The sequence below is a fragment of the Stenotrophomonas sp. GD04145 genome, assembly GCF_029835135.1.
In the GTDB taxonomy this organism is placed as follows: Bacteria; Pseudomonadota; Gammaproteobacteria; order Xanthomonadales; family Xanthomonadaceae; genus Stenotrophomonas; species Stenotrophomonas maltophilia_P.
The window spans coordinates 89,652-101,701 of sequence record NZ_JAODZG010000001.1 but is presented as its reverse complement, the minus strand read 5'-3'; the positions used below and the strand labels follow the sequence as shown (position 1 = coordinate 101,701).

12 protein-coding genes and 1 pseudogene are annotated in these 12,050 nt (G+C 63.1%); 4 read left to right on the top strand and 9 right to left on the bottom strand.

Annotated features, from left to right (window positions below):
• Positions 1–59: 59 nt before the first annotated feature.
• Entirely contained in the window at positions 60–1,052 is a 993-nt protein-coding gene (locus N7367_RS00460) for an aldo/keto reductase (RefSeq protein WP_128988206.1), read from the bottom strand.
• 10 nt (positions 1,053–1,062) lie between these two features.
• Positions 1,063–1,659 carry a flavodoxin gene (locus tag N7367_RS00455; protein WP_128988205.1) on the bottom strand — a complete coding sequence of 199 codons (597 nt, stop codon included), beginning with the start codon at positions 1,657–1,659 and terminating at the stop codon, positions 1,063–1,065.
• 74 nt (positions 1,660–1,733) lie between these two features.
• Between N7367_RS00455 and N7367_RS00450 the strand changes: the two genes are divergently transcribed.
• Positions 1,734–2,627, top strand: a complete 894-nt coding sequence (locus tag N7367_RS00450; protein ID WP_128988204.1) for a LysR family transcriptional regulator — start codon at positions 1,734–1,736, stop codon at positions 2,625–2,627.
• 12 nt (positions 2,628–2,639) lie between these two features.
• Here the strand turns inward: N7367_RS00450 and N7367_RS00445 are convergent, their stop codons facing one another.
• The 6 genes from N7367_RS00445 to N7367_RS00420 all read right to left on the bottom strand — a co-directional run bounded on the left by N7367_RS00445 (position 2,640) and on the right by N7367_RS00420 (position 8,994).
• Complete coding sequence (locus N7367_RS00445) at positions 2,640–3,794, bottom strand: carboxymuconolactone decarboxylase family protein (protein WP_279941492.1); 1,155 nt, start codon at positions 3,792–3,794, stop codon at positions 2,640–2,642.
• Positions 3,791–4,849, bottom strand: coding sequence for an alpha/beta hydrolase (locus N7367_RS00440; RefSeq protein WP_279941491.1), 1,059 nt, complete (start codon positions 4,847–4,849; stop codon positions 3,791–3,793). The genes N7367_RS00445 and N7367_RS00440 overlap by 4 nt, the downstream gene beginning before the upstream one ends.
• A gap of 153 nt (positions 4,850–5,002) precedes the next feature.
• Positions 5,003–6,097, bottom strand: coding sequence for an alpha/beta fold hydrolase (locus N7367_RS00435; RefSeq protein WP_128988201.1), 1,095 nt, complete (start codon positions 6,095–6,097; stop codon positions 5,003–5,005).
• Positions 6,098–6,245: 148 nt separating this feature from the next.
• Positions 6,246–6,593, bottom strand: a complete 348-nt coding sequence (locus N7367_RS00430; protein ID WP_279941490.1) for a cyclophilin-like fold protein — start codon at positions 6,591–6,593, stop codon at positions 6,246–6,248.
• 134 nt (positions 6,594–6,727) lie between these two features.
• Positions 6,728–7,939 (bottom strand): MFS transporter, encoded by a 1,212-nt coding sequence (locus N7367_RS00425; RefSeq protein WP_279941489.1) that lies wholly within the window; start codon positions 7,937–7,939, stop codon positions 6,728–6,730.
• The gene (locus N7367_RS00420; RefSeq protein ID WP_279941488.1) at positions 7,936–8,994 is read right to left on the bottom strand and encodes an alpha/beta hydrolase; all 1,059 of its coding nucleotides are present in this window, start codon (positions 8,992–8,994) and stop codon (positions 7,936–7,938) included. Before N7367_RS00420 ends, N7367_RS00425 begins: the two co-directional genes overlap by 4 nt.
• A 111-nt stretch (positions 8,995–9,105) precedes the next feature.
• Here N7367_RS00420 and N7367_RS00415 point away from each other — a divergent pair, with 111 nt between their 5' ends.
• Positions 9,106–9,999, top strand: a complete 894-nt coding sequence (locus N7367_RS00415) for a LysR family transcriptional regulator (RefSeq protein WP_128988197.1) — start codon at positions 9,106–9,108, stop codon at positions 9,997–9,999.
• 194 nt (positions 10,000–10,193) lie between these two features.
• On the opposite strand, the gene N7367_RS00410 is transcribed toward N7367_RS00415, so the two are convergent.
• On the bottom strand, positions 10,194–10,877 hold the full coding sequence (locus N7367_RS00410; RefSeq protein ID WP_279941487.1) for a hypothetical protein: 684 nt from the start codon (positions 10,875–10,877) through the stop codon (positions 10,194–10,196).
• A 473-nt stretch (positions 10,878–11,350) separates the two neighbouring features.
• Between N7367_RS00410 and N7367_RS00405 the strand changes: the two are divergent.
• A pseudogene (locus N7367_RS00405) lies at positions 11,351–11,653 on the top strand (hypothetical protein); the annotation flags it as partial.
• Positions 11,654–11,767: 114 nt separating this feature from the next.
• Positions 11,768–12,046, top strand: a complete 279-nt coding sequence (locus N7367_RS00400; RefSeq protein WP_053515798.1) for a hypothetical protein — start codon at positions 11,768–11,770, stop codon at positions 12,044–12,046.
• Positions 12,047–12,050: the final 4 nt, after the last annotated feature.

Here is a 12,050-nt window from a genome sequence, read left to right as displayed (position 1 = left end):
GTCTGCGGGGTACAGATTTGTGAAACCGGCCCGAGGCGTGCCGGAATCGTCGGTCGAGCCTACTGGCCGGTCATCTTCAATGCTGCCTCTGGCAAACGTGCGCCACTGACACTGACCGCCGCCACTTGCTTACTGATGCGCGCCAGTTCGGTTCCATCCAGCGCCAGATCCACCGCGCCCAGATTCTCATCCAGCCGGTGAAGCTTGGTGGTGCCTGGAATCGGCGAAATGTACGACCCTTGGGCAAGCAGCCACGCCAGAGCGACCTGCGCGGGCGTAGCCTTCTTCGCTGCAGCCAGCGTTTTCACCGCGTCGACCAAGGCCATGTTGGCCCGGCGTGACTCCGTGGAGAAGCGGGGTACCGAGTTGCGGAAGTCCGTCGCATCGAACTGCGTGTGCTCGTCAATCTTTCCGGTCAGGAAGCCAGCGCCCAGTGGACTGAAGGGTACGAAGCCAATGCCCAGCTCCTCAAGCAGCGGCAGAAGTTCTGCTTCCGGCTCACGCCAGAACAGCGAGAACTCGCTCTGCACAGCCGTCAACGGTTGCACTGCATGGGCCCGGCGGATCGTCTGCACGCCGGCTTCAGACAGGCCGAAATGCGCAACCTTGCCCTCTGCAATAAGGGCCTTCACCGTATCGGCAACCTGCTCGATGGGCACCGCCGGGTCAACGCGGTGCTGGTAAAGCAGATCGATGCGATCAATGCCAAGCCGTTTCAGGCTGCCCTCCACGGCGGCCCGGATATGCGCGGGCTGGCTGTTGGTACCGGCGCCACGGGCACCGGTCGCAGGATCGATGTCGAAGCCGAACTTGGTGGCGATCACCACATGGTCGCGAACCGGCGCCAAGGCCTCGCCCACCAGCACTTCGTTGGCGAAGGGGCCGTAGGCTTCGGCGGTGTCGAAGTGGGTGACGCCACGCTCCACCGCCGTGCGGATCAACGCGATCATTTCCCGCTTGTCGGCGGCCGGGCCGTACGCCGAGCTCATGCCCATGCAGCCAAGGCCGAGGGCAGAGACTTCAAGGCCTTGTCCAAGCGTGCGGGTCTTCATGCTCGAATCCTCATCGGGGAGTGTGCGGAGCTGCCAACCAGGCGTTGACGCTCTCCATGGTTTTGCGCTCCTGGTCGGCCTGCATCACGAATGCCTGCAATATGCGTGCATCAGGCGCGTGGCGAGCAAGCACGCGTAGGCTGCTACCCACGCCGTAGCCGCCATGGGTTATGAACGGCACGATGGTCTTGCCACTCATGTCGTGCTGCGACAGTAGTGATCGAATGATCGGCGGCGTGGTTTCACCCCAGATCGGGAAACCCAGGTACACGGTGTCATAGCGATCAATGCCGGTAATACGCGTGCGCAGCGCAGGTTCCACGTCGTCGTCGCGCTCCTGCCGCGCCTTCGCTACCGTTTCCAGGTAGTCCGCCGGGTAGTCCACGGCAGTCTGTATCTCAAACAGGTCGCTGGGCATGCTGCGATGAATGAGCCCGGCGACAACCCGGGTGTTGCCCGAGCGTGAGAAGCAGGCAATCAAGGTCCGTGCACTTGATCGGTCAGCGACCATACCCTCCTCCGGCACTGTGGCGGAACATCCCAGCGGGAGCGAGGCCAGGGCGGCGATGACGGCCCGGCGACCAAGGTTGGGGTTTGGAATCGTCATGGCGCCAATCTACGCCCCCAAAACAAATTCTTGCAGAGGCATAATCGGATATCGCTTATATCCGGTGCGCATCAATGAGCGTCGAGAATTACGATCAGCTGGCCATGTTCGTGCTGGTGGCCAGGGAACGCAGCTTTACCCGGGCTGCGGCCCAGCTCGGCATGTCCCAGCCTGCCCTGAGCCGGTCGATGCGTCAGCTCGAAGAGCGCCTGGGGGTGCGCTTGCTTGCCCGGACCACCCGCAGCGTTTCGCCCACCGAGGCCGGAGAGCAGTTGCTGCGGGTGATTGCACCGCGCTTCGAGGAGATCGACAGCGAGCTTGCGCAGCTGAATGCCTACCGCGACAAGCCCGCCGGGCGCCTGCGCATCACTGCCGGCGAACATGCGGCGATTACCGTGATGCAGCCGGTACTGGGCAAGCTGCTGCCGGCCAATCCTGATCTGAACATCGAGGTGATCGTCGACTACGGGCTGACCGACATCGTGGCCGAGGGCTTCGACGCCGGCATCCGCATGGGCGAGCAGGTGGCCAAGGACATGATTGCCGTGCGCGTTGGGCCCGACCTGCGCATGGCCGTGGTCGGATCGCCTGCCTACTTCCAGCGTCATCCAAAGCCGAAATCACCGCACGACCTCACCCGGCACAACTGCATCACCATCCGCCTGCCGACCCACGGCGGCATTTTCGCGTGGGAGTTCGAAAAGAAGGGCCAGGAGTTGAAGGTGCGGGTGGAAGGCCAGCTGGTGTTCAACAACATTGCCCTGCGCCTGGGAGCTGCACTGGAGGGATTGGGGCTGGCCTACATGCCCGAGGATCTGGTGAGCCCCCACGTGCAGGCAGGCACCCTGGTCCACGTGCTGCAGGACTGGTGCCCCTCCTTCCCCGGCTACCACCTGTACTACCCCAGCCGCAGGCAGTCGTCGCCTGCGTTCACCGTGCTGCGCGATGCTCTGCGCTATCGCGGTTGAACGGCGGCACGGTCATGGCGAAGGCGCGGGGGTTTGCTCCAGTGTCTGCACTGCGCGGGCTGACGCGGCCGCATGACCGCCATGTGCCAGCAGCCGGGCCAGGTGTTCCAATTGCGCGCGACTGAGGCCTACGCGCTGGCTGGCCGCCATGTGCGAGCGCAGTTGCGCCTCCACGCCGGGCATGGCCGCCAGCGCACCCACCGTGGCCAGTTCACGGCTCTGCCAATCCAGGTTGTCGCGCTCGAAGATGTCACCGAACAGGTGGGTCTGCAGGTATTGGTTGATGATGGGCGCGAAGTCCATGACCGGCCCGGTGACCGGGGCGCCGGAGATGCGGGTCTGGTTGGCGGTGCCCACGGCGCGCAGTGCATCGCCCACAGGCACTTCAGCGGTGGGTGGCTGCCCGGCTGCGGTGGCGATCCTCTGCGCCTCGCGCTCGCGTACCACGCTCAGCAGTTCGCCCAGCGCATTGAGGCTCTTGGGGAAGCCTGCATAGGCATACAGCTGCACGAGCACTTCCTTCGCTTCGCTCACGGTCAAGCCGGCATCAAGCCCTCGATTCAGTGCGGCGTTGAGCTGGGGCATGTTGCTGCTGGCAGCTGCGGCTGCAATGAGCGGGATCGATTGCTGCCTGGGCGTTAGCGGCCCGGCCACGGGGGCGTCGACACTTGCTGATGCCTCGCGATACTGGTCATCGGTTACCTGCTCCAGCCAGTCCACCGATTTCCCGCCTGCCACGCCGGTGACCGTGAGGTGGGTCATCGCACTGTGTGGCGCCGCGCCGTGCCAGTGCTTGACGCCGGCTGGGCATACCACCACATCGCCGGCCTGTATCTGCTGCACCGGCTTGCCCCATTCCTGGGTCAACCCCACACCTGAGGTCACCACCAGACGCTGCCCGGCAGGATGGCTATGCCAGGCCGAACGTGCGCCGGGCTCGAACGTGACGTAGGCAGAGGCGGCCTGCACGTCATCGTTCGCCGGGAACAGCGGATCGATGCGAACCTGGCCAACGAAGGTCTCGGCGGGGCCGGCAACCGACGCCTGGGCCCCTGCCCGGGTGATCTGCTGCGTGGGCGTCTCGCCGGCGTCGGCAAAGGGTGCCGCCACGCTCAATGCAGCGCCCAGCAGCGCGGTGTGCGCGGGTGATTTACGAGGTGTAGTCATAGCGCAAGCGTCCGGCTGTAGAACGTGGTGAGCGAAGCAACGGCGGCATCCACGTACTTGGGCACCCAGTACGTCTCGATGTGCGTGGCACCGTCCAGCAGCACCAGTTGCTTGTCGGTGGTGCCGGTCGCCTTGGCGAAGGCGTCCTGGCTCATGTACAGGCTGTCGGCCTTACTGCCGGCAATCATCAGCAGCGGCTGGTTGATCAGTTCGATCTGGTCGGTGGCGTCCCAGCGCATCAGGTCCAGCAGGCTGCTGGTGGTGTAGCGGAAGGTGGAATTGGGATGGGCATGCGTCTTCCAGTAGTACTCATAGCCTTGCCGATACAGATCGAAGGGTAGTTTGGCGATCTGTTCGTCGCTGAGGTTGGCGTCGCCGGAGTACATCACTTCGCCGCCAGCGGCTTCCTGCGCACGGGCCTGCGAAGCCTGTTGCAGGCGTTGCTGGAGAGTGTCGCGCTGTGAGTCGCCATAGCCGTTGCGGCGCACACGGCCGGAATTGAACATGCTGATGGTGGCGATGGCCTTGAAGCGCTTGTCGGTCTGCGCGGCGGCCAGCGAATAGCCGCCACCGCCACAGATGCCCAGCAAGCCCAGGCGCGAGGTATCCACCCAAGGGAATCGGCTGATGAAATCCGCCATGCCATGGATGTCTTCGATGCGGTGCGACGGCGTGTCCACGTTGCGCGGCTGGCCGCCACTGGCGCCCTGATAGGCCGCGTCGGCGGTAATGGCGATGTAGCCCTGCTCGGCTAGGCGCTGTGCGTAGAGGCCGGCGACCTGCTCTTTCACGCCGCCGTTGGGGTGGGCCACCACGATGGTCGGGTACTTCCGCGAGGCATCAAAGTTGGCGGGCGTGTAGAAGTTGGCCGCGATCTCGATTCCATTCAGCGGATAGGACACCGAATGGATGTTGACCTCGCTGGGTACGTTGCGGGTGATGGCACCTTCATAGGCCAGTTTGAAGGGATTGAGCCTGTAGTCCGCAGCGCAGGCGTTGCCTGTCGCCAGGCCGAGCGATATGGCCAACAGCGTGGCGTGCACGATGTGCTTCATTCAAGTGCTCCCAGTCTGGATATTCCCCGACCGGAGCGCACTGGGCGCCTGCGTTGGCGGGGATCAGAAGTAAAGCTAACCGTCGCGCACTCATGGAAACAGGGCATCATCCGGATATCAGTCATGCACGCATGTTATGAATGGCAATTCGGCTCAGTGATCCAGATGCTTCTTCTCCAGAAATGCACTCACCAGATCGGCGATCTGGACGTTGTTGAGGTCCGAGAACGGGAAGTGACTGTTGCCGCGAATACCCAGGTCTGGCAGATGGACAAGGGTGACATCCCCACCCTGCCGATTGACGGCATCACGCCAGGCGCGGGCCATTTCCAGTCGCGCCCGCCAGCTGTCCTGCGCGGGCAGGTCAACGGGCGTGTCGGGGATGTTGTCGCCATACAGCACCAGAATCGGAATGCGGGTCAGCGCCTTGAACTGTTCGGGCGAAACCACTGCGGGTGCTACGGTGTCGAAGGCACTGGGAATCGGTGCGGGCGCATCACCCTCTGCAAACACGAAGCTGCTGCCTGGCTCGAAGGCAACGATTGCGCGAACGTTCGGGCTCTTTATGGCCGTCATCCAGCCAGGACCACCTGCCTGCGAATGGGTAAACAGGATGGCAGGTCCTGTCTTCTGCAGTAGTGCCGCTACGCCGTCGGAGACCACATCCAGGTCAAACGGCCCGGTGTTGGGAGTGACCGAACGGAAGAACTGCTCAAGCACGGCCTCGCCTTTCGGGAACTGGCTGCCACTGAAGTAGTTTGGCCAGAGCCCGATGCGGAACTGGTTGAACCACATCTGATCGTCTGCCACGGGTGCCAGCGAGGCCTCCACCATGCTTCGGCCGGCTTTGCCTCGGCGTGGCTGATCGATCAGGTAAGTCGTGAAGCCACGACGCAGGAACAGATTCTGGAAGCCCTCGCGCCCATCGGCGGTCGTTTCCCAGCTCTTCGATGACTGCCCTGCCCCGTGCCACATCACGATCGGCAGCGGACGCGCATTCACCGGCTTCTGGTAGAAGGCGTAGACGTGGTCACCGTGGTAGCTCTGCCCGGCCGGGTTGGAGGGCTTGAGCGGATCGAACGTGCCAGGTTCCGTCTTTTTCGTGCCGCCCGCGAGAAGGCTTCCTTGCGATTCGATCTGCAGTGGCTCGCTGGCAAGCGCAGCGGTGGCGCAGAGGGAGGCCGCAATCCAGATCAGTGTGGCGGGAAAACAAGGCACCAGGGTGCGGAGGCGGGTGCGAGTCTGCATGGGTCACTCCGTGACGGATTGTCAGGGGAATCTAGCCTCCGCGCCGTGCCGGAAGAAGCACGTGTGTGCATATGACTGATGCATGCAAGGTATATATGCATGTGTACGCTGCAGTGGTTGCGTGCGAGCGAGGATCTTCAATCGGCAGCTAGTCGGACTGGATGCGAATCTCCACCGGCCCCTTCTTTCGAAGGTGCTGCAACCCGCCTTCTACTCGACCCAGTCTGACCAGGCCTTTCGAGTAGGCAAACGGCCTATGGAAGATCGCCAAATTTCCCCATGGCGCATAGAAGGCGATGTCACCCGCCAACGGCGTGATTCCCTCCGGCTCGCCCGTCACGTTGAGACGGCGCGGAAGCTGCGCGATCTTCTCGGTCTCTGCGTAGTCTTCAAGCTGCAGGGTCAGTGGCAACTGGGCGATGAACTCGCGTGCGGGAAGGCTGTCTTCCAGGGTGGCCGACAGCCGTTGGTCGTTGATGATCAGTCGAACCTTCATGGGATGAACCTCTTGGTTGGCGCTAGTCCTGGTGGTCGCGACAACTTGATGATCGGGCGCGGCTCGGCATGCTGCTGCCGTCGCAGATGCTACGAGGAGCAAGAGAAGTTTCGCGGAAGGCGACGTAAAGCGTGTCATCGCTTCGGAACCTCCCTGGGAATCGCCGCTGCTGACGTGTCCAGATCTTCCGAAGCCGTGAGGTAGGCAAGCAGCGCGGCAAACAACAGGAAGCCCGCACCGGCCAGGAAAGTACTGGCAAAACCGCAACTATCGAACAGCAGTCCGCCAAGGGCGGCGCCCAGCGCGATGGAGCACTGCACCACGGCAACCATCAGCCCGCCACCGGCTTCGGCATTATCGGTGAACGTGCGCGCCAGCCAGCTCCACCAGCCAACCGGTGCAGCCGTGGCCAACAGCCCCCAGGCCGAGAGCAGTACGGTGGTCGGCCAAAGGTGCGCCCCCAGCGGAATCAGGCCGACGGCAATCAGCGCCATCAGGGCCGGAAGGGTCACCAGTGTGCGATAGAGCCCGCGGCTGACAAACGCACCGATGGCCAGTGTGCCCACGAAGCCACTCACCCCGATGGCCAGCAGCACCCATGGAACATCAGATGCCCCCGCAAGGGTCACCCGCTCCAGGAACGGCCGCACGTAGGTGAACAGGGCGAACTGCCCCATGAAGAAGGCGGCGCAGGCCGTCATGCCCAGTGCCACCACCCGCCGCCGCAACAACACGACCACCCCGCTGCGTGATTGACCTTCCTCCGCAGCCATGGACGGCAGACAAAACCACTGCCACGCCAGGGCGACAGCAGCCACCGGCAGAAGGCACAGGAAAGCGCCGCGCCATCCGATCATGCTGCCGAGGTAGCTACCCAGTGGCGCCGCAATGACCGTTGCAAGCGCGTTGCCGCTGTTGAATACCGCCAAGGCTCGCGGGACCTCGGCCTCCGGCACCAGCCGCATCGCCGTTGCGGCGGACAACGACCAGAAGCCACCGATCACCACGCCGATCAGCGCACGGCCTGTCATGTAGACCGGATAGTTCGGGGCCAGCGCTACCACCAGTCCCGATACCGCCATCAACGCCGTGAGGATCAACAGCAACGTTCGCCGGTTCACGTTGCCCGCCAACCGGGAGATCGACAGGCTGGTCAGCACCGCAAAGGCACCCGAGATCGCAATGCCGTAGCCTGCAAGGCCTTCGGTCACGCCCAGATCTGCTGCCAAGGGCGTGAGCAGGCTCACCGGCATGAATTCCGAGGCGATCAACGCGAAGACGCATAGCGTCATTGCGAGCACCCCGCCCCAGTTCGCGCGATCCGGGAGGGCCTCGGTGCTGCTCATTTCGCCGCCAGGCCGCGCTGGAAGAATGTGGTCAGCTTGTAAAAGGGAATCAGCGGGGTGCGATCGTACAGATCCACGTGGCCGGCGCCCTTCACCCAGTAGAGCTCCTTCGGCTGCCCTGCCCTTCGGTAGGCGTCTTCGCTGAACTCACGGGAATGCGCGGCGTCGCCGGAGATGAAGAGCATTGGCCGAGGCGAGATCGTCTCAATGTCGTTGAAGGGATAGAAGTTCATGAATTTGACCAGGCTGCTGAAGAGCGGCTGGGTTGTCAGTTCGGCCTTGTCACCCTTTGGCGTGTAGGCGCCGCGCGGGGTGCGGTAGAAGTCGAAGAACTCACGCTGGATGGCGGGCGTGTCAGCATCGAGTTGGTTCACGGTGCCAGGCACGAACACCGGCGCCCCGCCCTTGAATTCGGCCAGACGCTGGTCTGTCGCGGACTGGATCACCGCCTTGCGCTGCTCCAGCGACTGGCCATTGTTCAGCCCCTGCCGTGCCGCCGCGCCCATGTCGTACATGCTCACCGTGGCGATGGCCTTGATGCGCGGGTCGATCTTGGCGGCACTGATCACAAAGCTGCCGCTGCCACAGATGCCCAGGCCGCCGATGCGGTCGGGGTCGACAAAGGACTGAGTGCTCAGGAAATCCACGGCCGCACTGATATCGTCCGAGTAGATTTCCGGCGCCACCAGGTGTCGGGGGGCGCCAGCACTCTCGCCCCAGAAGGAAAGGTCGATCGCCAGCGTAACGAAACCCTGCTCGGCCAACTTCTGCGCGTAGAGCTGCGAGCTCTGCTCCTTCACTGCGCCCATCGGGTGGCCAACCACCACTGCGGGGGCGCGGCTGCCGCCAGGCAAGCCTTGAGGGCGATAAAGCGTGCCCACCACCTCCATCTGGTACTGGTTGTGGAAGCTCACGCGCTCCCCCTTGACCGTTGGGCTGCGGTAGAAGTTGTCGGCTCCAAGAGCCCGGGCCGGCACCGGTGCGTCAGCGGCCATGGCCGAAGCCGGAACATTGAGGCTGGCGAGCAGTGCCAGCAGCAGCGTGGTGCGTTTCATGGGCGTGTGGCCTCGGTTGGGGGACTTGGGCCGCCACGATAGGCCCCGGCCCCTATATCGATAAGCCGCTTGAAAGTTGATGCATTGCTGAGTTGAGCTCACAATTGATCCATGAGCACCGTGAAGACTCACGATCTGCAAGCGTTCCTGGTTGTGGCGCAGGAGCAGAGTTTCACCAAGGCGGCTGTTCGTCTTGGGGTAACGCCCTCTGCGCTGAGCCATTCGATGCGGTTGCTGGAAGAGCGCCTGGGCATTCGCCTCCTGGCCAGGACGACGCGCAACGTATCGCCCACGGAGGCAGGCGAGCGACTGATGCGCTCGATCGCGCCGCATTTCGAAGCTATCGGCGCCAGCGTAGAGGCGTTGGGAGACCTGCGCGACCGACCCGCCGGAACGCTACGGATCTCCTGCACTGACGATTCCATGGAGACCGTCATCCGCCCGCGGCTTGCTGGGTTCCTGGCCGAGTACCCGGACATCACGCTTGAGTTCTACGTGGATTACGGCTTCACCAATGTGGTGGAGCAACGCTTCGATGCGGGCATCCGGCTCGGGGAGGCGCTGAGCAAGGACATGATCGCTGTCAGGGTTGGCCCCGATTGGCGTCTGGTCGTGGTGGGCTCGCCCGACTACTTCGAGAAGCATCCGAAACCGAAGAAGCCCGCCGACATTACGCACCACCGCTGCGTCCACATCCGGCACCGCCCAAACGGTGCCATCTATGCATGGGAGTTCGAAGAGAAAGGCAAGGAATTCACCGTGCGCGGCGACGGGCCGTTGGTCTTCAACAGCATGACCCACGTCATCAATGCCGCACTGGATGGCCTGGGCTTGGCTTACGTGCCGGAACCGCTGGTGGCCGAGCACATCGCGCACGGCAGGCTGCTGGCCGTGCTGGACAGGTGGTGCGTTCCTTTCCCCGGCTACCACCTCTACTACCCGAACCGTCGGCAGCCGTCGCCCGCATTTGCGGCACTGGTCGCGTGGTGGAAGCTGGATAGGTGATGTGGAGGCCGATGCCGGGTGCGGTCCTAATTCCCCTTTGTGCCCTGTATCGGCTGGAAATGGACACCCGCCCTACCCCGATAAACATCCGCAATCACAACCAATCTGCCCCATGCCGCGGAGTGGCGAAGGCCGGTGCGAATCAACAGCCCACAACCAGAAAGCAGCTTCAAAGCAACAACCTTTCTACCACTCTATTCCCCAGTCGGCGCTCCTGAAGTGCCCTTACGGGCCAATTCAAGCCTTTTAACATCACCAACAGGCACAAGAACAGCGCTTCTCCGCGCCAGATTCCACAACACATAGCTGTCGCCGAGGCGGCCGATCAAAGTCAGATCTCGCTGTGTTTCTCCCTCCAAGCTCAAGGTCGCGCTGTAGCTGGCGCCTCCGCGGACTATCGTTCTTGCACGCTCCTGCCCGAACCAGCTTGATGCAAATGAGACATAGATTACCCATACGGCAATGTAGGCGATCCAAGGCGACTCCCGAATGGCACGGGGCACAATGGGCACGAACTGGACGACGACAATGCAACCGACCGTAAGCGCCATGCCGAAGACAAGCGGCCACGCGTCTATCCACCAGATCAGCGCACCCAAGGCGCCGAAGAAAAGAGCAGCCAATACCTTCCCGAGAACGCTGGCTTTCGAGTTGCCATTCGTCAGTTTGGGCTCCATCCAGCCACCAAAGAGCGTCGCCACCAGCATCAGGAACAATACAAAGCCGATGGCCACAAGGCCGGCCAAGGCAAGTTCACTTACGGCAACGAACTGGAAAGGATCAAGGCCGAAATAGCTCCAGAACGCCCTCAGGTAAAGCGCGCCTTGAATCAGGCCGAACGTAGCAAGCAATGAGCCCCACCCCGCCACTTCGGCCATGGTCAGGTCCTTCTGCGCTCGCTCCATATCCCCTCCTGATAGATGTCAACGCGTGCCCATGCTGACACGCAACTCGATACCTGCAGATACTATCGCCTGTCTCGATTGCCCTGAAATTCTGCAACAACGACTCAGGCAGTCGTCACCACGACAGCCCAAGCCTGAAATCACGCCAAACCCTTGCACGACGGGCGCCTCCCTGCCCTTGCCTGCCATGCGACAACGCAAGAAGCGTCGAGGGCGTGGTCGGCATCTACCCCATGCCCTTGGCCTCCCACATGACCGGGAGTAATTCTTGGCGCGCCACCGAAAACGGGTTCCGGGCTTCGAAGCCTCGGTTCTACGCCGAAGTACACGCTTGCCAGCCAGCTATGGCGGGCGGTGCGCGGAGGCCTTGTGCCTGCCGGTTCCAGCGTAGACCGGGTTTCGAGCCTCGCACCGTCCGCCACCTTTATCGGTGGCGGCTTCCGTTTATCTGTTCGGAGCCCTGCAACGCCTACTCCCCTCCTCCGCAGCCGATCCGCCTGCATCCCGCCAACGAGCCCACACCGGATCGCAACGCCTTCGTTTCGCTGCTGCACAGCATCGGCGCAGGCGCAGCGTCCAACGGCCGGCCCTGGCCGGAGGGTCATCTGCCGCAAGGGCGACGCATGGCGCTGTCCGACGCCGACTGCTCTCTCAATGGCCTGCGCGTGGTGATGGAAATTCTGCTTGCCGCAGAGCGCGCACGGCAGCATGGAGAGCGTGACCAGTATGTCGGCAACCGCGTGCTGGAGCAGCCGGCCAGACCGGCAGGCGGCACCCATTAACGTGACGCATCACACCCAACCACGTGCCGTTAACAGTCGCGCACTATCCTCGAAGCCCCTGAACCTTCACGAGGCGAGTCCATGACCAAGCTCCACACCGTGCTGATTACCGGCTGCCTGCTGGCCCTGAGTCCGCTGGCCTCGGCCGAAACCGTGAACCTGACCAACAGCGCCGAAGGCGCCAACCGCGATGCCGGCATTGCTGCGGTCAAGAAGAAGCTGCAGGACGCCTGCACCGATCGCAAGGGCTCGCCGGATACCGACTCGTTCGAGGTGGTCTTCGAGAAGACCAGCGACAACCCCAACGTGCCCAAGCCGTACTACGTGGACGGAAAGATGAAGTGCGAGCTGCCGGGTTGAACCC